We start from the raw sequence: 23,459 nt of genomic DNA on the forward strand, positions 1-23,459 counted from the left end.
TTAGTTCATCCACTAAATCTGCCTCACACCTCCCATCTGATTTCCATATTTCACCTACCAGCCTGCCGGTGAACGGCGGGCGAGGAATCGCTATGCCTGACGAAAAACGCCAACTCCGCGAGGCCGCTATCGACGCGATCTCGGATATCGCCCAGCACCTGCCGCTCGACTGTGAAATGTTCCTCATTGCCTGCCGACCGGGCAAAACGGAGTTCGACCTGGTGCTGCCATCGCCCGAGGCGAACCTGAACAACGCCCTCGACGCGCTCCGCCGCCAGGGCCTGAGCATCGATGGCGACAACGCCTATAAACGCGACTTGCTTGATTCGGCCGTGGGAGCGATGGCCTTCGGCGTGCAGAACCGGAACCCGCCGCCGTCCGGTCACTGGGGTCAGCGCTTCTGGGATATAGGGCGAGAGGAGCGTGCCCAGTGCGAAGAGTTGGTCGCAGTGCTGATTGAATCACGCCAAGTGATCGCTACGGCGCTCAAGGTTGGCGCGCCCGACTGGTTTGATACCGATGAAAAGGTTGCACAGCACACCACCGTACAAAAGATCGACGCAGCCATCGCCAAAGCCACCCACTAACCACCTTCTGCCGCCACGCGCGGCATGGAACAGCTCATGAGCATTCAATTTTTATCGCACCAGGAGGTTTGCGAGCTGACCGGCGCGCGGACCAAGGCAGGACAGATTCTTAACCTCAAGAAAAACGGCGTCAGGCACACCATCAAGATGAACGGTTGGCCAAGCGTAACTGTGATGGCCGTTACCGCTGTTGGCATGTTCGAACCAGAAAAAACCGCATGGAAATCACGCAAGGCAAGCTGAAATGGGAAGACGACCAAGTAAACCCGGCTCTATAGCCCGGCTGCGAGAGCGCAAGAAAGCCAGTGGCCGGGTTTTCTACTACTACGACACTGGCGGAAAGGACCGCAAAGAGATTCCGCTGGGCAGCGACTATGGACTGGCAATCATGGAGTACGCCAAACTGGAGCGGGATCGTACCGCGACCGACCTGGTCGCGAAGGTGATCACCTTTCGCTACGTCGCTGAAAAGTACATGGTCGATATCGTGCCCACAAAAGGCGCCGCAACTCAGCTCGACAATAAGCGCGAACTGAAGAACCTGATCGCTTTCTTCGATGACCCGCCAGCACCACTGGAAACGATCGAGCCGGTACATGTTCGCCAGTATCTCACCTGGCGTAAGGCGGCGCCGGTCCGAGCAAATCGAGAAAAGGCGCTGCTCAGCGCTATATGGAACTACGCCAGGGATAAGGGCTACACATCGCTGGCCAACCCATGCGCTGGCATCAAGGGCAATAAAGAGACGGGCCGGGACACGTACGTTGAGGATGAACTGTTCAAGCGCGTTCACGATAAAGCCGATACCGGCCTTCAAGACGCCATGGACCTGGCCTATTTGACCGGCCAGCGAGTGACCGACACTCGAATGATGGACGAACGGGATGTCCGCGACGGCCAAATTTGGGTGCTTCAGGGAAAAACAAAGGCCAAGCGGCGAATAGAGGTAACCGGTGAGCTGAAGGTTTTGATTGATCGAATCATGTCCCGAAAGTCCGGGCACAAGGTCCGCTCGACGCGGCTGATCGTGTCAGAAGATGGCGCACCGATGACGGTGGCGATGTTGCGCAGACGTTTTGACATGGCCAGGGAGGCCGCAGGAGTATCCAAGCCGGAGTTCCAATTGCGTGATTTGCGCGCAAAGGCCGGTACCGACAAAGCAGAATCCAGTGGCGACATCATGCAGGCCAAGGATCAACTTGGGCATACCACCGTTGTTATGACGGAGCAGTACATCCGCAACCGCAAGGGCAAGAAAGTCTCACCAACTAAGTGAATTGCGGACCAACTCTAAAATAGCGGACCAGAAACAAACAAGGGTTTGCATTAGCTTTCGCCCGCAAACCCTTGATTTTAGATGGTGCCCGAAGCCGGAATCGAACCGGCACGCCCTTACGAGCGGGGGATTTTAAGTCCCATGCGTCTACCAGTTTCGCCATTCGGGCGGTAGCGCGGTGAAGCTGTCTGCTTGTGCAACAGAGGACGAAATATATACATCCCGTCCCGGTGAAGCAAGTTCGCAGATACCCTTTTCAAGACAAAATCTTGCAAGGCTGCGGAAATAAAAAAGCTCCGTAAATCATAGATCTACGGAGCTTGTTTATAGTGGAGGCCGAGGTCGGAATCGAACCGGCGTAGGTGGATTTGCAATCCACTGCATAACCATTTTGCTACTCGGCCTCAAACATTTGCTGTCATGTAGCGCAACATCAAATGTGTACAAACTTGGAGCGGGAAACGAGACTCGAACTCGCGACCCCGACCTTGGCAAGGTCGTGCTCTACCAACTGAGCTATTCCCGCGTCTTGGTGTGGCGCATTCTATAGAATCCAGAAGCCCCGTCAACCCTTTGATTCAAAAAAGTTTTATTTCTTTTCCACGTCGGTCTTCAGATGCGGCCAAGCAGCCCGCAGGTATTGGACCATCGACCACAATGTCAGGCCGGCAGACACCAGCAACAAGGCGTAACCGATCAAGACCCAGAAGGTGAAGTCCGAGGGATTGGCCAGCAGGATCACCAGCGCGAGCATTTGCGCGGCGGTTTTCCATTTACCCAGGTTCGACACGGCGACGTGAGCGCGGGCGCCGAGTTCGGCCATCCACTCGCGCAGTGCCGAGACGACAATCTCGCGACCGATGATGACTGCGGCAGGCAATGTGAGCCACAGATTACCGTGCTCTTGCACCAGCAATACCAGCGCCACGGCAACCATCAGCTTGTCCGCCACGGGATCGAGAAAAGCCCCGAACGGCGTGCTTTGTTCCAGACGACGGGCCAGATAACCGTCCAGCCAGTCAGTGGCGGCGGCAAATGCGAAGACCGAGGCGGAGGCCAGGTAGCTCCATTGGTAAGGCAGGTAGAACAGTAAAATGAAGATCGGGATGAGCAGGACGCGTAGAACGGTAATCAGATTAGGGATATTCATCGGCACAACTGGCTACGAGGTGAGGTGGCATTCTACTCGCTGTGCAGATTTGCATAAATCAACTCTGCGAGCTTTTTACTGATCCCGGGTGCTTTGGCGATCTCTTCGATGCTGGCACGAGACAGCTCCTGCAATCCACCAAAATGTTTTAACAAATCGCGCCGACGTGTCGGTCCGACGCCCGCAACGCCCTCAAGCGTCGATGTGCGCCGGGTTTTGCCACGGCGCGCGCGGTGCCCGGTAATTGCAAAACGGTGGGCTTCATCGCGTATCTGTTGAATCAGATGCAGCGCGGGGGAATCGCCACGCAACGTAAATTCGTGGGCTGCGTCATTGAGGTACAGGGTTTCAAAACCGGCCTTGCGTGTCGCGCCCTTGGCCACGCCCAGCAGAATCAGGTCAGGGACCGCCAGTTCATTGAGCACGTCGCGGGCCATCGACAGCTGCCCCTTGCCGCCGTCCACCAACAGAATGTCCGGCAGCTTGCCCTCCCCGTCTTTCAATTTGCTGAAGCGTCGGGTCAGGGCCTGGTGCATGGCCGCATAGTCGTCGCCCGGAGTGACGCCTTCGATGTTGTAACGACGATAGTCGGACTTGATCGGGCCTTCCGGACCGAACACCACGCAAGAGGCAACGGTGGCTTCGCCGCTGGAATGGCTGATGTCGTAGCACTCAAGACGCTGCGGCGACTCGTCCAGGTTCAACACTTCTGCCAGGGCCTCGAAACGTGCGGCGACGTGTTGACGGTTGGCCAGCCTCGCGCCCAACGCCTGCTCGGCATTGGTGACCGCCAGTTGTTGCCAGCGCGCTCGCGTGCCGCGTACTCGATGGCTGATGGTCAACTCGCGACCGCGCAGCTCTTCAATGGCCGTAATCAGGGTCGGAAAGTCTTCGTGAACCACGTTGACGATCAGCTCGCTCGGCAGGTCGCGCTCGGGACTGGTAATGAAATACTGACCAAGAAATGCAGCCATGACCTCGGAAACGTCTTCGTCGATTCCGACCTGAGGGAAGAAGTTCTTGCTACCCAGCACCCGCCCACCGCGCACGCTGATCAAGTGAACACAGGCGCCGCCCGGATTGACGAACGCGGCGATCACATCGATATCGCCCGTACCGCCTTCCATGCTTTGCTGGTCCTGTACCCGGCGCAGCAACGATATCTGGTCACGCAACTCGGCGGCGCGCTCGAACTCGAGGTTGATCGCCGCCTCTTCCATGCCGGCGGACAACTCGTCCGTCAGCGCATTGCTGCGGCCTTCAAGGAACATGACCGAGTGGCGAACGTCCTCGGCATATACCTCGGGCTCCACCAGCCCGACGCACGGGGCCTTGCAGCGTTTGATCTGGTATTGCAGACAAGGGCGCGTACGATTCTTGTAATAGCTCTCTTCGCACTGGCGAACAAAAAAGGTCTTTTGCAGCAGGCTCAGGCTTTCGCGAATGGCGCCCGCGCTGGGATACGGACCGAAATACTTGCCCTTGGCCTTCTTCGCGCCGCGATGGATGCTCAAGCGAGGAAACTGCCCATCCGAGAGAAAGACGTATGGGTAGGATTTGTCGTCGCGCAGCAGAATGTTATACGGCGGGCGCCATTCCTTGATCAGCGTCTGTTCAAGTAACAAAGCTTCCGTTTCGTTGGCCGTGATGGTGGTTTCGACCTGCGCGATGCGCCCCACCAGCGCCGCGGTCTTGGGCGCAAGACCGGTTTTGCGGAAGTAGCTGGCCAAACGCTTTTTCAGATTCTTGGCTTTGCCGACGTACAGCAGGCGTGCATCGCTGTCGAACATGCGGTAGACGCCAGGGCGCCCACTGACGGTCGACAGAAAAGCGCCTGGATCGAAGACTTCAGTCATTTTCAGAGGCTGGCATCGACCATGCCGTGACGCACCGCCAACAGCGTCAGCTCGACATCACTGCTGATCGAAAGCTTCTCGAAAATGCGGTAACGGTACGTGTTGACCGTTTTTGGCGACAGGCAGAGCTTGTCGGAAATGATCTGGACTTTCTGACACCCGACAATCATCAGTGCGATCTGGATCTCGCGTTCCGACAGCGCGTCGAAGGGCGAGTCGTTGGTTGGCTGAAAGGATTTGATCGCCAGTTGCTGTGCAATCTGCGGGCTGATGTAGCGTTGCCCGGCAAATACCAGGCGAATTGCCTGGACCATTTCCGGCAACCCGGCGCCCTTGGTCAGATAACCCGCGGCACCGGCCTGCAACAGCCGCGTAGGAAACGGATCTTCCTCGCACACGGTGACCGCGACGACTTTGATGTCCGGATGACTGCGCAATAACTTGCGCGTGGCTTCAAGACCGCCGATCCCGGGCATCTTGACGTCCATCAGCACCACATCGGGTTTCAACTCACGCGCTTTAAGCAGGGATTCCTCCCCCGACTCAGCCTGGCCGACTACTTGCAGGCCATCGATGTCAGCCAGCATTCGTGTAATGCCTGTACGAACGAGATCATGGTCATCGACTACTAGCACCCTAATCAAGCAGACACCTCGCGATATGGTCTTATTGGGTTGCCGGACACCTTAGCAAAAAGCGACTGGCAGACCTAGCGGCAAGCGCTATATAAAAAGTTTCATTACATCTTGAAAGGCCTGTCGCAAGCGTGTTTCAGCGATGCGGCTCATCGACATCGCGCTGCATTCTCAGGAAACACTCGTCTTGACCGACCACCTTCAGCCCTTTTCTCTCGTACAGTGCTTTGGCCGGATTCGTTTCAAAAACTGTCAGGCGTAGCGCCGGACGCCGCTCCTTGCACGCCATGGCAAATACCTGATCGACCGCCCAGGAACCGGCACCCTGCCCCTGAAACGCTTCGAGCACGTGCAACTCGCGGATATATAAAGCTCTCGGGTCGCGACTGAGGCTCACATAGCCCTGCAAGACATCGTCACGGACGATCAACCAGTTCTCGCGCCCGGCCCAGGCAACATCGAAGGCTTCGTCCTGCCATAACAAATCATGCTGAATGTAGTAGCTGAGCATGGTTCGACAGGTCAGCTCGCGAGCGAAATCCAGATCCTGGGCGGTTGCCGGACGTAATTCGAAGCCCATCAAGCCTCCGCGACATTGACGATTTGCCCGTTCCAGCCGTCAGCGTCCCGGCGAGCAACGACCAGTAGCTTGCCCGTGCCGGGGGCTGCGGAAATAAGCGATCCGTCCGCCGCCCAGATTGCACTGCGCCCAGCCGATTCCCAACCTCCCGTCACCCCGCCATGGTTAGCCATCAGCACCGCCATCGAATGGGTGCAAGCATAACCTTGCAAGAGGGCAGTATCCGGCGCATAGCCGTCTTCGGTGATCAGTACCCCGGCGGCATAAAGGTCGGCGCGCTGTTCTGCCGCCGCTGCTGCGTGGCTGGCGTGAGAAAAATCGGCGCACACCGCCAACGCGATCGTTTCAGTACCAATCTTCAACGTCGAACCACCCGTTCCCGGCGCAAACGCCACCTCCTCGCCCGGATGCAGATGCTGCTTGCTGTACACCCCGAGCGAACCATCGGCGCCCAGAACCAACGCACCGATCAGTACCGGCGAATCGTCCGACAGACGAATCGGCATTCCGACCACACTCGTCACGCCCAGTTCCCGCGCGAAATCTCGCAGCGGTCGCAGCACCTCGTCATTCGGGTCAATTGCCAGCTCAGCCGCCAACCCGCGCTCGTACCCGGTCAGCGACAATTCAGGAAAGACAAGCAACTGGACGCCCTGCTCCGCGGCAACCTGCATGAAGCGCTGATGCCAGGCGATATTGGCGGCCAGATCACCCGCAATGGAGATCGATTGAGCAGCGGCGATGGTCAGTGTCGTCATGTTTCGTCCTTGTGATGTGACTGGTTAAGCGGAACGCGAAGTGTGTCATAAACCCTGACGCACTCAAGCGATAGAAAACGTCACCAGTGACCGATAGCATTTTCTGATTGAAACCGCGCACCGGCCTCTAGTAAGCTCGGCGCATTCATCGGAGACAGACCATGTTCAACGCCCTCTCACAGCTTCGTACCGCCAGCGCCTCGCGCTCGGTTTTGGCTGCCCGGGCGACTGACGTTTGTGCTCCGGTCAGCTTTTATTTTGGGTATTGGTTTAGCCACTGGCGCGCCTGATACCCACACGGCGCCCACTTTAAACGGGTCGCCACCAGAGAATTCTCAACCCCCGGTCGGCCTCCCGACCGGGGGTTTTGTTTTTTTCAGCCCCCAATTTTTAGCGACACACCAGACAACTTGAGGATTCAGAAAATGAACTACGCCACTTATTGCCGTTACGACAGTTTTACCGCCTGGCGATTTACCAGCCTCCGCTCGGGACAGCCTGCCGCCTCCGATCGGTCACCCACAGGTGGCAAGCACACACACGCAGCCAATCCGGCCAATTGTCGAACACCCCAGTAGGGCCGAGCACGCGGGAACGAACCCGCCGCCAGCCCAGGAAGCCTGACTATGAACTCGTCCGTCTCTGCTCTGCCGCTGTCCACCTTGAGCCCCGCCAATGAAGCGCTGACCCTGCGTCTGCCCAGCTCATTGCAGCTCAAACAGCAACTGCCCCTCGACAATGCCCTGACCCGGCAAGTCGCCGCTCACCGCGACGCGGTCCGCGCGATCCTCAACGGTGAAGATTCCCGTCTGCTGGTCATCGTCGGCCCTTGCTCGATACACGATCCCCAGTCCGCCCTCGAATACGCCGCCAATCTCGCTCGCCTCGCCACCGAAGTCAGCGATGAAATGTTGCTGGTAATGCGCGCCTACGTCGAAAAACCCCGCACCACGGTCGGCTGGAAAGGCCTGGCCTACGACCCGCGGCTTGACGGCAGCGATGACATGGCCGGCGGTTTGACGCTGTCGCGCGAACTGATGCGCGAAATGCTGCGCCTCGGCTTGCCGATTGCCACCGAACTGCTGCAACCCATGGCGGCGGGCTACTTCGACGATCTGTTGAGCTGGGTCGCCATCGGCGCCCGCACCACCGAGTCGCAAATTCACCGGGAAATGGCCAGTGGCTTGAGCATGCCGGTCGGTTTCAAGAACGGCACCGATGGCGGTGTCGCCGTCGCCAGCGACGCCATGCGTTCGGCCGCCCACCCGCATCGCCATTTCGGTGTCGACAGCCAAGGGCATCCTGCGGTGATTCAAACCCCGGGCAATCCCGACACCCATCTGGTTTTGCGCGGCGGTCATCGCGGACCGAACTACGATCGCGACAGCGTCGCCCAGGTGAACAGCGACTTGACCCGACTCAAGATCCCGGCCCGGATCATGGTCGACTGCAGCCACGCCAACAGCGGCAAAGACCCGGCACGACAGCCGGCCGTGTTCAACGATGTGCTTGAGCAACGCCTGCAAGGTAATCGATCGCTGATCGGCATGATGATCGAGAGCCATTTGTTCGAAGGCTGCCAGCCCTTGAGCCCATCGTTGCGCTACGGCGTATCGGTAACAGATGGCTGCCTTGGCTGGACCGGAACCGAACAACTGTTGCGCCAGGCTGCCGACCGGCTGCGATCACAGAACAGCGTTCAACGACCGGCATAACCACTGCCGACCTTCCAGCCCTCGATCGAGGGCTGGCGTTTGAAAAAAGTGAATCGGTTTACAGGTAAACGGCGTTCGCATAGTAGGCCGTTGCAACGATGCGCTCCGCAAACGACAAAAAGATGTCCAAATATTCCGAACAGGACCTCATTCTCTTTCGAACTTTCCTACATTCTCTATACCTTTTTCATCAGCTTACAGCGGATTCCTCATACACCGCCGAGCTGGCGGTGTGCTTTAGAGTGAGCCCATATCCACACCTCTGAACCACCGCAAAAAAGGAATGAACATGCTACGGAATGCAACCACTCAGTATCCAATCCTGCTGATCCACGGGCTCTTCGGCTTTGATCGCATTGGCAAAGTCGAACTCTTCCATGACGTCAAGCAGGCCCTCAGAAGTGCCGGCGCAAGAGTGTTTATCCCCCACCTCTCGGCTACCCAAAGCAACGAAGTGCGCGGCGACCAACTGTTGGCACAGATTGAACGGGTGCTGGAAGGAACCGGCGCCCAACAGGTCAACCTGATCGGTCACAGCCAAGGTGCTCTCGCGGCACGTTACGCCGCGGCAATCGCACCAGAGATCATTGCGTCGGTAACTTCGGTCAGCGGCCCGAATCACGGCTCGGAGCTGGCCGACTTTCTGCGCAAGGCCATGACGCCCGGACGCCTGCCGGAGCACGTCGCGGCAACGATTGCCACGCTGTTTGCCGACTTTCTGTCGTTGCTCAGCGGTCACCAGCACCTGCCGCAGAACGCCATTGCCGCGCTCAACGCATTGACCACCGAAGGTGTAGGCGCTTTCAACGACAAGTTCCCGCAAGGATTGCCGAAGACCTGGGGTGGAAAGGGCCGTGAACTGGTTAACGGCGTGCGCTATTACTCCTGGAGTGGGACATTGCAGGGCGACCTCCTCGACAAAGGCCTGAATGCAGTCAATCCGCTGCACGGTTTCCTCCAGGCCTTTTCCCGCTACTTCACCACCGAAGCAGAGCAGAATGACGGCATGGTTGGCCGCTACAGCTCCCATTTAGGCAAAGTTATCCGTTCCGACTATCCGCTGGATCATTTGGACAGCCTCAGTCAAACCGCCGGACCACTGGGCAAGGGCATCGACCCGATTGCCTTGTATGTGCAGCATGCCGAGCGCCTGAGAAATGCCGGCCTATAATCCGTCCGGAACTTTGACGAGAAATAGACCACTGAATCCGGTAGGCTCCGCACTTTACTGAACATTGAAAGGAGTATTTTTCCATGGCTAAAGCCACTGCCCGTCACATCCTGGTTGCCTCGGAAGCCAAGTGCAACGAACTAAAAGCCCAGATCGAAGGCGGCGCTGATTTCGCCCAAGTTGCCAAAGACAACTCGACTTGCCCATCCAGCCGCCAGGGCGGTGACCTGGGTTCGTTCGGTCCAGGCCAGATGGTCAAGGAGTTCGACGCCGTTGTCTTCAGCGCACCGATCAACGTGGTGCAAGGCCCGGTCAAGACCCAGTTTGGCTATCACTTGCTGGAAGTGACCAGCCGCCAGGACTGATCGACACCCTGGTTTTGTGCATGACGGCCCGCCTTTTGGTGGGCCGTTGTGTTTCGGATACGTGATACGGCTGGCGAGGGACGCGCCGCTAGCGTACAAATTGCGGTTATCGACCACCCGGCTCTAAGGCTGACAATGCGACTGGCGTTCCCTACTTTGTTGTTCACTGCCGTGGCCCTGCTATTAAGTGCCGCTGGTGTGAATGCAGCACCGCAACATGCGTTGACCGTGTACGGCGAACCGGCGAAGTATCCCGCCGGCTTCAGTCATTTAACCTACGCCAACCCGCAAGCCCCCAAGGGCGGCACGATGCGTCGCTCGGCCATCGAAATCGGGCATTTCGACCATATCTTGCCGTACATCGACAAGGGCATTGGCGTCACGCAAATCGACGGTTTGCTCTACTCTCCTCTGGCCCAGCGTTCGCTGGATGAACCCTACACCGTGTACGGCCTGGTGGCGCAAAAGATGGAACGCTCGGACGACGGCATGTCCCTGCGCTTCTATTTGAACCCGAAGGCGCGTTTCGCCGACGGCACACCGATCACCGCCCAAGACGTGCGCTACACCTTCGACCTGCTGATGACCCAGGGCAGCCTGCGCTATCGCACCCAGTTCGCCGACGTCAAAGACGTCGAAGTCGAAGCGCCCCTGACGGTTCGGTTCGACTTTAAAAGCAACGAAAACCGCACCCTGCCCCTCGACATTGCCACCTTGCCGGTCTTTCCGGAGCACTGGTGGAAGACTCGCGACTTCGCCAATGGCGGTGGTTACGAGGCGCCACTGGGTAGCGGTCCTTACAAGGTAGGAAAGGTCGATTCCGGTCGCAGCATCACCTTCGAGCGCAACGCCGCCTGGTGGGGCAAGGATTTACCGGTCAGCCGCGGCCTCTACAACTTCGATCGCTTCAGCATCGAGTACTTCGGCGATACCGACGTCGCGCGCCAAGTCCTGCGTGGCGGCGCCTACGACTACAACCGCGAATTCTCCGCGACCGGCTATTCCATCGGCTACGAGAGCCCGGCCCTAAGCGACGGTCGCCTGCAAAAAGCGCATCTGGCAACGCAAGCACCGCAATCGGCCCAGGGTTTTGTCTTCAATCTGCAAAACCCGATATTCCAGGACCGCCGAGTGCGCCAGGCCCTGGCGATGCTCTGGGATTTCGAGTGGAGCAATCGGCAGATGATGCGAGACATGTACATCCGCCAGCAGAGTTTCTTTTCCAACACCGACCTCGCCGCCCGCCAACTGCCGGATGCGGGCGAGCTGGCCATCCTCGAACCGCTGCGCGGGCAGATTCCCGACGAGGTGTTCACCAAAGTCTTCGAAGCGCCGAAAACCGATGGCAGCGGCTTGATTCGCGACAAACAGCTGCAAGCGCTGGACCTGCTTGAGCAGGCGGGCTGGAAACCCGATGGCGATCAGCTGGTCAACGCTGAAGGCACGCCGCTGAGTTTCACCTTTCTGGTCAGCCAGAACGGCATGGACCGATTGCTACTGCCGTATAAGCGCACCTTGAAGCAGATCGGCATCGACCTGAACATTCGCCGCATCGACTCGTCCCAGTACGTGAATCGCCTGATGAGCCGTGACTACGACATGATCGTCACCGGCTACCCGGTCACCACTTCACCGGGTGGCGAGCTACTCAACTACTTTGGCTCGATCTCGGCCAACGACCCCGGCGCCAATAACTACATGGTGCTGAAGAACCCGGCGGTCGACACCCTGATCAACGGGCTGGTCCGCGCCAACACCCAACCGGAAATGCTGCGTTACGCCCACGCGCTGGACCGGGTGCTGCAATGGAACTACTACTGGATTCCCAACTATTACCCGCCGGGCACTTCGACGGTGTGGTGGAACCGGTTCGGCATGCCCAACGAGCAGGCCAGTAACGACGAAGCCATTGAGAGCTGGTGGGAAGTGAGCACCACGCCGCTGACCAACCAGCAGATGACTGCCGAGAAAATCCGCCGTGGCACACCCAGAGGGCCGCATTGATGTGGGCTTATATACTGCGGCGTCTGCTGCTGATCATCCCGACGCTGGTGATCATTCTTCTGGTCAACTTCATCATCGTCCAGGCCGCGCCGGGCGGTCCGGTGGAACAGGCCATCGCTCACTTGCAAGGTATCGGCGGCGCGAGTGTCGGCGGCGGCTCCGGTGAAACCCTGTCTGGCACCTCCCGGGCCAGTCGCGGCCTCGACCCGCAATTGATCAAGGACATCGAAAAGCAATACGGCTTCGACAAGCCCGCGCACGAACGTCTGTGGCTGATGCTCACCAGCTACGCGCGCCTGGACTTCGGCAAGAGCTTTTTCCGCGGTGCGACCGTCACCGACCTGATCCTGGAAAAAATGCCGGTGACCATTTCCCTCGGGCTCTGGGCGACGCTGATCACGTACCTGGTTTCGATCCCGCTGGGCATCCGCAAGGCCGTTCATCATGGCAGCCATTTCGATATCTGGAGCAGCACCGCGATCATCATCGGTTACGCGATGCCGGCGTTCCTGTTCGCGATGTTCCTGATCGTGGTCTTTGCCGGTGGCACCTCGCTGAACTGGTTCCCGGTGCGCGGGCTGGTCTCGGACAACTTCGAATCGCTCTCGACCGTGGGCAAGATCGCCGACTACTTCTGGCACCTCGTGCTGCCGGTGACGGCGCTGGTGATCGGCGGTTTCGCCACCCTGACGATTCTCACCAAGAACTCGTTCCTCAATGAGATCACGCGCCAGTACGTGGTCACTGCACGGGCCAAAGGCTTGAGCGAACGACGCGTGCTTTACGGTCACGTGTTTCGCAATGCGATGCTGCTGGTGGTGTCCGGGATTCCCCAGGCGTTCATCAGCGTATTCTTCGCCGGCTCGCTGCTGATCGAGGTGATTTTCTCCCTCGATGGCCTTGGGCGCATGAGTTATGAGGCCGCCGTGTCGCGGGACTACCCGGTGGTGTTCGGCTCGCTGTTTATCTTCACGCTGTTCGGACTGCTGATAAAACTGATCGGTGACCTCTGCTACACCTTGGTCGACCCGCGTATCGACTTCGCCGCGAGGAATGCCTGATGTTCAAGCTCTCTCCGTTAGGCCGTCGCCGCTTTGAGCGTTTCAAGAAAAACCGCCGGGGCTGGTGGTCGCTGTGGTTGTTCATTGGCCTGTTTCTGCTGACGTTGGGCGGCGAGTTGATCGCCAACGACAAACCACTGATGGTCAGTTATCAGGGCCAATGGTACTTCCCGGTGTTCAAACGTCACACCGAGCAGGAGTTCGGCGGGCAACTGCCGTTTCAAGCCGACTATCGCAGCGACTACGTGCAGAAGCTGATTAACAAGGACGGCGGCTGGATGCTGTTCCCGCCGATCCCGTTCAGCGATGACACGCCCAACTATGAACTCAATAAACCGGCTCCGAGCCCTCCCTCAAGTGTTAACTGGCTGGGCACCGACGATCAGTCCCGGGACGTCATGGCCCGGGTGATTTTCGGTGCGCGGGTGTCGATCCTGTTTGCGTTGATGCTGACCTTTGTCAGTGCGTTGATCGGGATCGCCGCCGGGGCGCTGCAAGGCTATTACGGCGGCTGGGTCGACCTGATCGGTCAACGTTTGCTGGAGGTCTGGTCCGGGCTCCCGGTGCTGTACCTGTTGATCATTCTGTCGGGTTTTGTCGAGCCGAATTTCTGGTGGCTGCTGGGGATCATGGCGCTGTTTTCCTGGTTGGCGCTGGTCGACGTGGTGCGCGCCGAGTTCCTGCGTGGGCGCAACCTGGAATACGTCAAGGCCGCCCGTGCGCTGGGTCTCACGGATCGAAAAGTGATTGTCCGGCATATCCTGCCCAACGCTATGAACGCGACCTTGAGCTACCTGCCGTTCATTCTCACCGGGGCCATCTCCACCCTGACGGCCCTGGATTTCCTCGGCTTCGGCATGCCGGCTGGCAGCGCATCGCTGGGCGAGTTGATCGGGCAAGGCAAGCAGAACCTGCAAGCGCCGTGGCTGGGGTTGACTGCGTTTTTCACCCTGGCGCTGATTCTTTCCTTATTGGTGTTTATCGGCGAGGCGTTGCGCGATGCCTTCGACCCTCGGTCTTGAACCCCGATCCTGACGCGGAATGTTGATATGAGTAACAACCTGATCGAAATCCGTGACCTCAGCGTGGCCTTCAATGGCCAGACGGTGGTACGCAACCTGTGCCTGGACATCCGTCCCGGCGAATGCCTGGCGTTGGTGGGTGAATCGGGCTCCGGCAAATCGGTGACGGCGCACTCGATCCTGCAACTGCTGCCCGAGACCGGCACCCAGACCACTGGCAGCATTCGCTATCGCGGCAAGGAACTGCTCGGCGCCCCGCCCCAGGTGTTGCGTGAGTTGCGCGGCAACCGGATCGCGATGATCTTTCAGGAACCGATGACCTCGCTCAATCCGTTGCACAGCATCGAAAAACAGATCGGCGAAACCCTGCTGGTGCACAAGGGCCTGACGGGCAAAATGGCCCAGGCGCGGATTCTGGAGTTGCTGCAACTGGTGGGTATCCAGAAGCCTAAAGAGCGGCTCAAGGCCTATCCCCATCAACTGTCCGGTGGCCAGCGGCAACGGGTGATGATCGCCATGGCCCTGGCTTGCGAGCCGCAGTTGCTGATCGCCGACGAACCCACCACCGCGCTGGACGTGACGGTGCAGCGCAAAATCCTGATTCTGCTCAAGTCCCTGCAACAGCGGCTCGGCATGTCGCTGCTGTTGATCAGCCACGACCTCAATCTGGTACGCAGCATCGCCCAGCGCGTGTGCGTGATGAAGGCCGGGGAAATCGTCGAAGAGGCCACGTGCGAGACGATCTTCACCGAGCCGAAACACCCCTACAGCTGTGTGCTGCTGAACGCCGAACCGGAAGGCGAAGCCCTGCCTCGGGATGAGCGCGAGAACGTGCTGGAAGTGGACAATTTGAGCGTGCAGTTTGCCCTCAGTGGCGGGTTGTTCCAGCGCAAGACTTACCTGAAAGCGGTGGATGGCATCAGCCTCAACATTCAGCGCGGTAAAACCCTGGGTATCGTTGGCGAGTCCGGCTCGGGCAAGTCGACCCTGGGCCAGGCGATCCTGCGCTTGCTCGATTCCGAAGGCAGCATTCGCTTTCAGGGCGAGGCGCTGGACGGGCTGACGCAAAAGCAGCTGCGGCCATGGCGCAAGAAGATGCAGGTGGTGTTCCAGGATCCCTTCGGCAGCCTCAGCCCGCGAATGTCCGTGGCGCAGATCATCAGCGAAGGGCTTGAAGTGCATAGCCAGTTGACGGCGCAAGAGTGCAAGGCCGAAGTGATTCGCGCGCTGGAAGAAGTCGGCCTCGACCCGCAAAGCCGTGATCGCTATCCCCACGAATTCTCCGGCGGCCAACGGCAACGCATCGCCATCGCCCGGGCGCTGGTGCTGAAACCGGCACTGATCCTGCTGGACGAACCGACCTCGGCGCTGGATCGCACGGTGCAAAAACAAGTGGTCGCCCTGCTCCGCCAGCTTCAGGAAAAACATGGCCTGACCTACCTGTTCATCAGCCATGACCTGGCGGTGGTGCGCGCCCTGGCCCACGACATGATCGTGATCAAGGACGGCAAAGTGGTGGAAAGCGGCGCCAGCCATGACGTGTTCGATTCGCCGCAGCATCCGTATACCAAAGAGCTGTTGGCTGCGGCGCATCCGCGGTAGGCATAATCTGCGTCGTGCAATATGACCGCGTCGCGGCCTTCGCGGGCAAGCCTCGCTCCTACAGGTTTTGTGGTTACCGTTGAATGTGTGGCTCGACACAAACCCTGTAGGAGCAAGGCTTGCCCGCGAAGAGGCCCGCCAAGACAACACATATTCTGGACATGCCCCTATGAACACCATCGAAAGCCTCAAGGATTACCAGCGCGTTCGCCTGCTGGCGATCCGTTCGCTGTTCGAGATCATCGAGCAGTCCAGCGAGGGCACGGTGATTGTCGACCGCGATGCGAACATCGTCTGGATGAACGAGCGCTATGCCCGGCGATTCGGCCTGGAGTCAGCCGAAGTGGCCATCGGCAAGGCCTGCGAAAGCGTGATCCCGGGCAGCCTGTTACGCGAAGTCGTGCGCACGGGCCGGCCGATCCTGCTGGACATGCAAGACACACCCAAAGAACCGCTGGTGGTGATGCGCCTGCCAATCCACGACGATGCGGGTGCCGTAATCGGCGCCATTGGTTTTGCGCTGTTCGACGAATTGCACAGCCTGTCGCCAATGCTTAAACGCTACCTGAGCATGCAGGAAGAACTGGCCTCGACCCGCTCGTTGCTGCGGGCGCGGCAGACCAAGTACAACTTCGCCCACTTCATCGGGACCAGCGCCGCCAGCCTGGAAGTCAAACGCCGCGCCCGGCGCAGTGCCAGTGCCGAGTCACCGGTGCTGTTGCTCGGCGAAACCGGCACCGGCAAGGAGTTGCTGGCCCAGGCGATCCACGGCGCTTCGCCGCGCGCGCGCAAAGCGTTCGTCAGCATCAACAGCGCGGCGATTCCCGAGGCGTTGCTGGAAGCCGAATTCTTCGGCACCGCGCCCGGCGCGTTTACCGGCGCCGATCGCAAGGGCCGGGCCGGCAAGTTGCAGATCGCTCAGGGCGGCACGCTGTTTCTCGATGAAATCGGCGACATGCCGCTGCCGCTGCAAAGCAAGTTGCTGCGCGTGTTGCAGGAAAAGGAGTTCGAGCCGGTAGGTTCCAATGAAGTGATCCAGAGCGATGTACGAGTGATCGCGGCCACCTCCACGGATCTGGAAGCGGCGATCAAGCGCGGCGAATTTCGCGCCGATTTGTATTACCGCCTCAACGTCCTGCCCATCAACGTGCCGCCCCTGCGCGATCGTCTCGACGACTTGCCGGCGCTCAGTGAAGCAATCCTTGAGGAACTGCGCAGTCAGCATGAGCTGAACACCGAAGCCTTGGAGCTGCTGGGGCAGCACGCCTGGCCGGGGAATATCCGCGAACTGCGCAATGTACTGGAACGCGCGGCGCTGCTCAGTGATGACCAGGTGTTGAATGCCGGAGAAATCCGCGCGGCGATTGGTACATTTACGCCGGTGGAGCGTGTGGCGCCGAGGGTGATCGAGGCGGTTGCGCATGAGACGTTCAGTGAGGCGCGGGAGCGGTTTGACCGACAGTTGATTGAATCGGCCCTGGCGCAATGCGGGGGCAAGGTGATTGAAGCGGCGGCGCGGTTGGGGCTGGGGCGGTCTACTTTGTATAAGAAGATGGTGGCGTTGGGGATTGTTGAGTCTCCATAAAGAGACATAAATCTCTGTTGGTAGATACGACCTCTTCGCGGGCAAGCCTCGCTCCTACAGGGTTTGCGTCGGGCCGAAATACAGCGGCAACCACAAAACCTGTAGGAGCGAGGCTTGCCCGCGAAGGCATCCGGACAGTCTCAAGAGTCTCAAAACAGAGACAAATAATTCAAAATTGCCTCTTCAATAAACAAATATTCTTATATTTCAACATGTTGCACGCTTGGCACGAATCTCGCTAAAGCCCTCTCCCACAAAAGATCCACCCTACAAAAATAACAATCCAGGAGACACACCATGAGTGTGATCATTGCCTTGGCAGCCCTCGCGCTGCTGATGCTGGCTGCTTACCGTGGCTACAGCGTTATTCTCTTCGCCCCGATTGCCGCCCTTGGCGCCGTCTTGTTCACCGACCCTTCCGCCGTCGCCCCTGCCTTCACCGGGGTGTTCATGGAAAAAATGGTCGGCTTCATCAAACTGTATTTCCCGGTGTTCCTGCTCGGTGCAGTGTTCGGCAAGCTGATCGAGCTGTCGGGCTTTTCGCGCTCCATCGTCGCAGCGGCGATTCGCCTCCTCGGCACGAGTCAGGCGATGCTGGTGATCGTACTGGTCTGCGCCCTGCTGACTTACGGCGGCGTGTCGCTGTTCGTGGTGGTGTTCGCGGTCTACCCGTTTGCTGCTGAAATGTTCCGCCAGAGTAATATTCCCAAGCGACTCATCCCGGCGACCATCGCCCTCGGCGCATTCTCGTTCACCATGGACGCCCTGCCTGGCACCCCGCAAATCCAGAACATCATCCCCAGTACCTTCTTCAACACCACCGCCTGGGCCGCGCCTTGGCTGGGCTTGATCGGCTCGATCTTCGTGGTCTGCGCCGGCATGCTGTTTCTCCAGCGCCAGCGCAACAAGGCGCAGCACGCCGGTGAAGGGTATGGCACCGATCTGCGCAACGAGCCGCAAACCGCTGCCGACATCAAACTGCCAAATCCGTGGATCGCCCTGTCGCCGCTGCTGGCGGTGGGCATCATGAACCTGCTGTTTACCCAGTGGATTCCGCAGTGGTACGGCAAGACCCACAGCCTTGCGCTGCCGGGCATGACCGCACCGGTCACCACCGAAATCGCCAAGCTCACGGCGATCTGGGCGGTGCAGGCCGCCCTGCTGGTGGGCATCATCATGGTGCTGGTGTTCGGCTTCCAGGCGATTCGCGGCAAGCTGGCCGAAGGCAGTCGCAGTGCGGTCGGCGGTTCGTTGCTGGCGGCGATGAACACCGCTTCTGAATACGGTTTTGGTGCAGTGATTGCCTCGCTACCGGGCTTCCTGGTGCTGGCCGACTGGCTCAAGAGCATTCCCAATCCGCTGGTCAACGAAGCGATAACCGTGACCCTGCTGGCCGGCATCACCGGTTCGGCGTCGGGCGGCATGAGCATTGCGCTGGCGGCCATGGCCAATGACTTCATCGCCGCGGCCCATGCCGCCGACATCCCGCTGGAAGTGCTGCACCGGGTGGCTGCGATGGCCAGTGGCGGCATGGACACCCTGCCGCACAACGGCGCAGTGATTACCTTGCTGGCGGTCACCGGCCTGACCCACCGCGAAGCCTATAAAGACATTTTTTGTATTACGCTGATCAAGACCCTGGCGGTCTTTGTGGTGATCGGTACTTTCTACGCCACTGGCATTGTGTGAGGTATTCATGACGACTCTTTCGGGCAAGACTGCACTGGTCACCGGTTCCACCAGCGGCATTGGCCTGGGGATAGCCCTCAGCCTGGCCAAGGCTGGCGCCAATCTAATCCTCAACGGTTTCGGCGATGCTTCCAAGGTGATCGCCGAGGTTGAGCAGGTCAGTAAAAAAAGCGGTGGCAAGGTCGGCCATCATCCGGCCGACGTCAGCGACCCGGCACAGATCGCCGACATGATCGCCTATGCCGAGCGTGAGTTCGGTGGCGTCGATATTCTGGTGAACAACGCCGGCATCCAGCACGTGGCGCCGGTGGAAGAGTTTCCGTTGGAGCGCTGGGATTCGATCATTGCGATCAACTTGTCGTCGGTGTTCCACAGTACCCGCTTGAGCCTGCCAGGCATGCGCGCCAAAGGCTGGGGGCGGATCATCAACATCGCCTCGGTGCACGGCCAGGTGGGTTCTGTGGGTAAAGCCGCGTACGTCGCGGCCAAGCATGGTGTGATCGGCTTGACCAAGGTGGTCGGGCTGGAAACGGCAACGACGAACGTCACCTGCAACGCCATTTGTCCGGGTTGGGTGTTGACGCCGCTGGTGCAGAAGCAGATTGATGATCGCATCGCCACCGGGGTCGAGCCGCAACAGGCGCAGCATGATTTGCTGGCCGAAAAGCAGCCGTCGCTTGAGTTCGTCACACCGCCGCAATTGGGTGAACTGGTGTTGTTCTTGTGCAGTGAGGCCGGTAGCCAGGTGCGTGGCGCGGCGTGGAATATTGATGGTGGGTGGTTGGCGCAGTAACCCACAGATGATCGTTCCCACGCTCCGCGTGGGAATGCAGCCCCAGGACGCTCCGCGTCCCAAGAGCCGAACGCGGAGCGTCCGTTGAGGCATTCCCACGCGGAGCGCTCATCGTTCTACACAACTCTCGATGAGCGCACGCTGGGCTTCTAATGCGATAACAAACTCACGTATTCGTTGCATCCCTATCCACATGGCTTTAGGACCGGGAGGTCCGTCATTTTTGCGCCCTAAGTAACCTCCCAGGCTTGTGACCAGTAAAACCATCTCGCCCAAAGAAGGAGGTGCAGAGGGCGGTTGACACCGTTTGACCACGATATAGGCCGCTTTCCACTCCGAAGCCTCAAACACCATCTCGCAGCTTAAATCCGGACAAGCACGTCCCAGCATCAGGCCGTAAAGCACGCGCCATGTCGTGATCAAGTACAAACCAATGCAGGGTAACAACCGTTCCTCGGTTTCCAGCTGCAATCGACTGACCTGACAGCCATTCTTCAGCACATTGAAAAACACTTCGATAGACCAGCGTACCCCGTACCATTCAACCACGGTGCTCGCCTGTTCCAGGCGGGTGACCGGTAGACTGGTCAACAGCATCCACTCCAGAGGCTCAACGCCGTCTATGGCGTTTTCTTCACGGGCCAAAACAGCATTGATCGAGACACTGGGCAATTTATAACCCGACCTGTCGGGGGCGCGCAGGGTCACGGTTGCTGCGCGCAATGTGACATCAGCCAGCCGGGCGGGGCGTTGGACGCGCGCTTTGACTTCAACCTTGAGTGTTCCCAAAGAGGGTGCCTGATCCAGTACCGACCACAACTTCCCGTTGTCAGGCCCTGACAAGCGCCTGTCTTGAGCCGCCCGCACGATCCATTGGGCCTGCGTGTCTGGAGCGAATTGCTGATAATCAATAAACCATTCGTACAGATCACCCTCAGCATCGGCGAGGTTGACCACCAAGGTCTGCGGTAGCTGCCCCTGAATCGCGCAACTGGTTTGATAACTGTCAATCCAGCGCTGACTCTCTTTCTCATCAATCCCTTTATCTCGGCGCTCATGGCGGGGGCTTGGTTTATCGCGGCTCCACCACTGAGCATCGACGACGCCCAGACAAATACGTTCGGGGGTAAAGGCAATAGTTGGGTGCAGACGTCGAGAAAACTTCTTCTGCGCCTTGATCGTGCCCATCCCTTTGGGACCGAGATTGACCCATTTGTCCATCTCGGTCGTGTCTTGCGCCAACAGCACCACGGGACTGCTTTGCATCCGTTGCAGGGTCGCGTCCTGATGGGGCCGCAACACCTTCTGGAACGTGACTTTCTCATTATCAAGAAATCGATAAGCCGCCGTCGTTTCTGCCAGCCCTCGACAAGCAGTTGGGATGCTGTTGCCGGGATGATCGGCTAGGCGTCCTAAAAAGCTGGCGAGCCTGGCATTTAAACGGCCATCACCCAAGTCGGCGGTTTTCATTTCGTCCTGTGCCCAATTCAATCATCGCTCTCCATTTCTCCGAGTTTCAAAAATACTTGAAAACAGAGTTATGTAGAACGATGAGCGCGGAGCGTGGGAACGAGAGAGGCAAGCCATGTCCGACATCCTCTGGCAACCCAGCGCCAATCGCATCAACAAAACCCGCATGGAGGCTTTCCGGCGCTTCATCATCGAGCGGCACAACATCCACCTCGACGACTACCCCGCGCTGCACCAGTGGTCCATCGATCAGCGCGAAGCTTTCTGGCAGGCAATCGTCGATTGCTTCGACATCCGCTTCCACAATCAACCGGACGCAGTGCTGGTGGAAGGCCCGCACATGCCCAGCGCCCAGTGGTTCCCTGGCGCCACCCTGAACTTCGCCGAACACCTGCTGCGCCGTCGCGACGATGCCATCGCGGTCATTTCCATTGGCGAGAACGGCCAGCGTGAACACTTGACCTGGGCTGAACTGGCTGAGCATGTTGCCGGTTTCCAACACAGTTTGATCGCCGCCGGAGTCGGCCTCGGCGACCGCGTCGCCGCGTGCATGCCCAACACCTGGCAAACCCTGGTGGCCATGCTCGGCACCACCAGCCTGGGGGCGATCTGGTCCTGTTCGTCACCGGACTTCGGCACCCAGGGCGTGATCGACCGCTTCGGCCAAATCGAACCGAAAGTGCTCATCACCTGCGCCGGCTACCGTTATGCCGGCAAGGACATCGACCAGACCGCCAAGGTCAATGAAATCCTTGAACGCCTGCCGTCCTTGCAACAGTTGATCGTGGTGCCGTATGCCCGGCCACAGGCGCACATCGAACATTTCCACACCCGGGCCAACGTGACGCTCTGGGATGATTTCTACGATGTCGGCGGCGAGCCGGACTTTGTCCCGGTGCCTTTCGCCCATCCGCTGTACATTCTCTATTCCAGCGGCACTACCGGCGTGCCGAAATGCATCATCCACAGCACCGGCGGCGTGCTGCTGCAACACGTCAAGGAACACGGACTGCATTGCGATCTCGGCCCCGGCGACCGGTTGTTCTACTACACCACCTGCGGCTGGATGATGTGGAACTGGCTGGTCTCGGCCCTGGCCGTGGGCAGCGCGGTAGTAATGTACGACGGCTCGCCATTCCATCCAGCCCCCGAACGCTTGATCGACCTGATCGACGATGAACGCATCAGCGTCTTCGGCACCAGCCCCAAATTCCTCGCGACCCTGGAAACCAACGGCATCAAACCGTGCGAGAGCCATGACCTGAGCAGCCTGAAAACCCTGCTCTGCACCGGTTCCGCGTTGTCGCCGCAAAGTTACGATTACGTTTATCGCGACTTCAAGAGCGACTTGTGCCTGGCCTCGATGTCTGGCGGTACCGACATCGTTTCGTGCTTTGTGAACAGCAACCCGTTTGAACCCGTGCGCCGTGGCGAAATCCAGGGCAAGAGCCTGGGCATGGCGGTCGAAGTCTGGAACGACGACGGTAAACCGGTGGTGGGCGAGAAAGGTGAGCTGGTCTGTACCCGGCACTTCCCGGCGATGCCGATAGGTTTCTGGAACGACCCTCAGCAGGAAACGCTGCGCGCCGCGTATTTCAGTCAGTTCCCCGGCGTGTGGGCCCAGGGCGATTACGCCGAACAACTGCCCCACGGCGCGATGATGATCCACGGCCGCTCGGACGCAGTGCTCAACCCCGGCGGCGTGCGCATCGGCACGGCGGAAATCTATCGTCAGGTGGAAAAGGTGCAGCAGGTGGTGGACAGCGTGGCCATTGGTCAGCAATGGCAGGATGACGTGCGGGTGGTGCTGTTCGTGAAGTTGCGCGACGGCGTCGAACTGGATGAGGCATTGCAGCAGCAGATTCGCCAGGTCATCCGCGCCAACACCACGCCCCGGCATGTACCGGCGAAGATTGTCGCGGTGAGCGATATTCCGCGGACCCTCAGCGGCAAGGTGGTTGAGCTGGCCGTGCGCAATGCAGTGCATGGGCAGAAGGTGAAGAACACCGATGCGCTGGCCAATCCCGAGGCGCTGGAACAATTCAGAAACCGCCCCGAACTCAACGACTGAAGAAAATCTCCTGTGGGAGCGAGCTTGCTCGCGATAGCGGTAGGTCAGCCAATATTGATGTTGACTGAA

At 59.1% G+C, this 23,459-nt stretch carries 20 protein-coding genes and 3 tRNA genes; 14 read left to right on the forward strand and 9 right to left on the reverse strand.

Features of this window, described 5'->3' with window-relative positions; all coding sequences use genetic code 11:
* Window positions 1-92: 92 nt before the first annotated feature.
* Genes ACYZTM_RS01895 through ACYZTM_RS01905 form a run of 3 tightly spaced genes read left to right on the forward strand, consistent with a single transcriptional unit; the run spans window position 93 to window position 1,863 of the window.
* A complete protein-coding gene (locus ACYZTM_RS01895; protein ID WP_461986690.1) occupies window positions 93-587 on the forward strand; it encodes a hypothetical protein in 495 nt (164 codons plus the stop codon).
* Between the two features lie 36 nt (window positions 588-623).
* Window positions 624-830 (forward strand): DUF4224 domain-containing protein, encoded by a 207-nt coding sequence (locus ACYZTM_RS01900; protein ID WP_461986692.1) that lies wholly within the window; start codon window positions 624-626, stop codon window positions 828-830.
* Between the two features lies 1 nt (window position 831).
* Window positions 832-1,863: a site-specific integrase gene (locus ACYZTM_RS01905; RefSeq protein WP_461986694.1), complete on the forward strand. Its 1,032-nt coding sequence runs from the start codon at window positions 832-834 to the stop codon at window positions 1,861-1,863.
* 82 nt (window positions 1,864-1,945) lie between these two features.
* Here ACYZTM_RS01905 and ACYZTM_RS01910 read toward each other — a convergent pair.
* The 8 genes from ACYZTM_RS01910 to ACYZTM_RS01945 form a co-directional block, all read right to left on the reverse strand.
* Window positions 1,946-2,032, reverse strand: a tRNA-Leu gene (locus ACYZTM_RS01910).
* A gap of 161 nt (window positions 2,033-2,193) precedes the next feature.
* Window positions 2,194-2,267 (reverse strand) — tRNA-Cys (locus ACYZTM_RS01915).
* Window positions 2,268-2,313: 46 nt separating this feature from the next.
* Window positions 2,314-2,389: transfer RNA gene (locus tag ACYZTM_RS01920), tRNA-Gly, on the reverse strand.
* Window positions 2,390-2,452: 63 nt separating this feature from the next.
* Window positions 2,453-3,013, reverse strand: a complete 561-nt coding sequence (gene pgsA, locus ACYZTM_RS01925; RefSeq protein WP_109632018.1) for a CDP-diacylglycerol--glycerol-3-phosphate 3-phosphatidyltransferase — start codon at window positions 3,011-3,013, stop codon at window positions 2,453-2,455.
* A 32-nt stretch (window positions 3,014-3,045) separates the two neighbouring features.
* On the reverse strand, window positions 3,046-4,869 hold the full coding sequence (gene uvrC / locus ACYZTM_RS01930) for an excinuclease ABC subunit UvrC (RefSeq protein ID WP_131058715.1): 1,824 nt from the start codon (window positions 4,867-4,869) through the stop codon (window positions 3,046-3,048).
* Between the two features lie 2 nt (window positions 4,870-4,871).
* Window positions 4,872-5,513, reverse strand: a complete 642-nt coding sequence (gene gacA / locus ACYZTM_RS01935) for a response regulator transcription factor GacA (protein WP_008015884.1) — start codon at window positions 5,511-5,513, stop codon at window positions 4,872-4,874.
* Window positions 5,514-5,640: 127 nt separating this feature from the next.
* Window positions 5,641-6,084 (reverse strand): GNAT family N-acetyltransferase, encoded by a 444-nt coding sequence (locus ACYZTM_RS01940; RefSeq protein WP_131058716.1) that lies wholly within the window; start codon window positions 6,082-6,084, stop codon window positions 5,641-5,643.
* Window positions 6,084-6,842 (reverse strand): carbon-nitrogen hydrolase family protein, encoded by a 759-nt coding sequence (locus ACYZTM_RS01945; protein ID WP_461986697.1) that lies wholly within the window; start codon window positions 6,840-6,842, stop codon window positions 6,084-6,086. The genes ACYZTM_RS01940 and ACYZTM_RS01945 overlap by 1 nt, the downstream gene beginning before the upstream one ends.
* A gap of 626 nt (window positions 6,843-7,468) precedes the next feature.
* Here ACYZTM_RS01945 and ACYZTM_RS01950 point away from each other — a divergent pair.
* From ACYZTM_RS01950 to ACYZTM_RS01995, 10 genes are all read left to right on the forward strand, one after another.
* The gene (locus ACYZTM_RS01950; RefSeq protein WP_131058718.1) at window positions 7,469-8,557 is read left to right on the forward strand and encodes a 3-deoxy-7-phosphoheptulonate synthase; all 1,089 of its coding nucleotides are present in this window, start codon (window positions 7,469-7,471) and stop codon (window positions 8,555-8,557) included.
* A gap of 289 nt (window positions 8,558-8,846) precedes the next feature.
* The gene (locus tag ACYZTM_RS01955) at window positions 8,847-9,728 is read left to right on the forward strand and encodes a lipase family alpha/beta hydrolase (RefSeq protein ID WP_131058719.1); all 882 of its coding nucleotides are present in this window, start codon (window positions 8,847-8,849) and stop codon (window positions 9,726-9,728) included.
* A gap of 83 nt (window positions 9,729-9,811) precedes the next feature.
* Entirely contained in the window at window positions 9,812-10,093 is a 282-nt protein-coding gene (locus ACYZTM_RS01960; RefSeq protein WP_131058720.1) for a peptidylprolyl isomerase, read from the forward strand.
* A 135-nt stretch (window positions 10,094-10,228) separates the two neighbouring features.
* Window positions 10,229-12,097, forward strand: a complete 1,869-nt coding sequence (locus tag ACYZTM_RS01965) for an extracellular solute-binding protein (RefSeq protein WP_461986700.1) — start codon at window positions 10,229-10,231, stop codon at window positions 12,095-12,097.
* On the forward strand, window positions 12,097-13,158 hold the full coding sequence (locus ACYZTM_RS01970; protein WP_131058722.1) for a microcin C ABC transporter permease YejB: 1,062 nt from the start codon (window positions 12,097-12,099) through the stop codon (window positions 13,156-13,158). The genes ACYZTM_RS01965 and ACYZTM_RS01970 overlap by 1 nt, the downstream gene beginning before the upstream one ends.
* Window positions 13,158-14,180, forward strand: coding sequence for an ABC transporter permease (locus tag ACYZTM_RS01975; RefSeq protein ID WP_131058723.1), 1,023 nt, complete (start codon window positions 13,158-13,160; stop codon window positions 14,178-14,180). The genes ACYZTM_RS01970 and ACYZTM_RS01975 overlap by 1 nt, the downstream gene beginning before the upstream one ends.
* A gap of 27 nt (window positions 14,181-14,207) precedes the next feature.
* Window positions 14,208-15,782 (forward strand): ABC transporter ATP-binding protein, encoded by a 1,575-nt coding sequence (locus ACYZTM_RS01980; RefSeq protein WP_461986703.1) that lies wholly within the window; start codon window positions 14,208-14,210, stop codon window positions 15,780-15,782.
* A gap of 169 nt (window positions 15,783-15,951) precedes the next feature.
* Window positions 15,952-17,367, forward strand: a complete 1,416-nt coding sequence (locus ACYZTM_RS01985; RefSeq protein WP_461986705.1) for a sigma-54 interaction domain-containing protein — start codon at window positions 15,952-15,954, stop codon at window positions 17,365-17,367.
* Window positions 17,368-17,664: 297 nt separating this feature from the next.
* A complete protein-coding gene (locus tag ACYZTM_RS01990) occupies window positions 17,665-19,056 on the forward strand; it encodes a GntP family permease (RefSeq protein ID WP_461986707.1) in 1,392 nt (463 codons plus the stop codon).
* Window positions 19,057-19,063: 7 nt separating this feature from the next.
* Complete coding sequence (locus tag ACYZTM_RS01995) at window positions 19,064-19,849, forward strand: 3-hydroxybutyrate dehydrogenase (protein WP_461986709.1); 786 nt, start codon at window positions 19,064-19,066, stop codon at window positions 19,847-19,849.
* A 108-nt stretch (window positions 19,850-19,957) separates the two neighbouring features.
* On the opposite strand, the gene ACYZTM_RS02000 is transcribed toward ACYZTM_RS01995, so the two are convergent.
* On the reverse strand, window positions 19,958-21,340 hold the full coding sequence (locus ACYZTM_RS02000; RefSeq protein WP_461986711.1) for an IS4 family transposase: 1,383 nt from the start codon (window positions 21,338-21,340) through the stop codon (window positions 19,958-19,960).
* 94 nt (window positions 21,341-21,434) lie between these two features.
* On the opposite strand from ACYZTM_RS02000, the gene ACYZTM_RS02005 reads away from it, so the two are divergent.
* Window positions 21,435-23,390, forward strand: a complete 1,956-nt coding sequence (locus tag ACYZTM_RS02005) for an acetoacetate--CoA ligase (RefSeq protein ID WP_461986713.1) — start codon at window positions 21,435-21,437, stop codon at window positions 23,388-23,390.
* Window positions 23,391-23,459 lie beyond the last annotated feature (69 nt).

It is taken from the genome of Pseudomonas sp. MDT2-39-1, assembly GCF_054898085.1.

Excerpts from the sequence above, each read along its gene's own strand:
- ACYZTM_RS01895 (WP_461986690.1), top strand. The coding sequence starts at position 93 with ATGCCTGACGAAAAACGCCAACTCCGCGAGGCCGCTATCGACGCGATC.
- ACYZTM_RS01900 (WP_461986692.1), top strand. The coding sequence starts at position 624 with ATGAGCATTCAATTTTTATCGCACCAGGAGGTTTGCGAGCTGACCGGC.
- ACYZTM_RS01905 (WP_461986694.1), top strand. The coding sequence starts at position 832 with ATGGGAAGACGACCAAGTAAACCCGGCTCTATAGCCCGGCTGCGAGAG.
- pgsA (WP_109632018.1), bottom strand. The coding sequence starts at position 3,013 with ATGAATATCCCTAATCTGATTACCGTTCTACGCGTCCTGCTCATCCCG.
- uvrC (WP_131058715.1), bottom strand. The coding sequence starts at position 4,869 with ATGACTGAAGTCTTCGATCCAGGCGCTTTTCTGTCGACCGTCAGTGGG.
- ACYZTM_RS01940 (WP_131058716.1), bottom strand. The coding sequence starts at position 6,084 with ATGGGCTTCGAATTACGTCCGGCAACCGCCCAGGATCTGGATTTCGCT.
- ACYZTM_RS01945 (WP_461986697.1), bottom strand. The coding sequence starts at position 6,842 with ATGACGACACTGACCATCGCCGCTGCTCAATCGATCTCCATTGCGGGT.
- ACYZTM_RS01950 (WP_131058718.1), top strand. The coding sequence starts at position 7,469 with ATGAACTCGTCCGTCTCTGCTCTGCCGCTGTCCACCTTGAGCCCCGCC.
- ACYZTM_RS01955 (WP_131058719.1), top strand. The coding sequence starts at position 8,847 with ATGCTACGGAATGCAACCACTCAGTATCCAATCCTGCTGATCCACGGG.
- ACYZTM_RS01960 (WP_131058720.1), top strand. The coding sequence starts at position 9,812 with ATGGCTAAAGCCACTGCCCGTCACATCCTGGTTGCCTCGGAAGCCAAG.
- ACYZTM_RS01965 (WP_461986700.1), top strand. The coding sequence starts at position 10,229 with ATGCGACTGGCGTTCCCTACTTTGTTGTTCACTGCCGTGGCCCTGCTA.
- ACYZTM_RS01970 (WP_131058722.1), top strand. The coding sequence starts at position 12,097 with ATGTGGGCTTATATACTGCGGCGTCTGCTGCTGATCATCCCGACGCTG.
- ACYZTM_RS01975 (WP_131058723.1), top strand. The coding sequence starts at position 13,158 with ATGTTCAAGCTCTCTCCGTTAGGCCGTCGCCGCTTTGAGCGTTTCAAG.
- ACYZTM_RS01980 (WP_461986703.1), top strand. The coding sequence starts at position 14,208 with ATGAGTAACAACCTGATCGAAATCCGTGACCTCAGCGTGGCCTTCAAT.
- ACYZTM_RS01985 (WP_461986705.1), top strand. The coding sequence starts at position 15,952 with ATGAACACCATCGAAAGCCTCAAGGATTACCAGCGCGTTCGCCTGCTG.
- ACYZTM_RS01990 (WP_461986707.1), top strand. The coding sequence starts at position 17,665 with ATGAGTGTGATCATTGCCTTGGCAGCCCTCGCGCTGCTGATGCTGGCT.
- ACYZTM_RS01995 (WP_461986709.1), top strand. The coding sequence starts at position 19,064 with ATGACGACTCTTTCGGGCAAGACTGCACTGGTCACCGGTTCCACCAGC.
- ACYZTM_RS02005 (WP_461986713.1), top strand. The coding sequence starts at position 21,435 with ATGTCCGACATCCTCTGGCAACCCAGCGCCAATCGCATCAACAAAACC.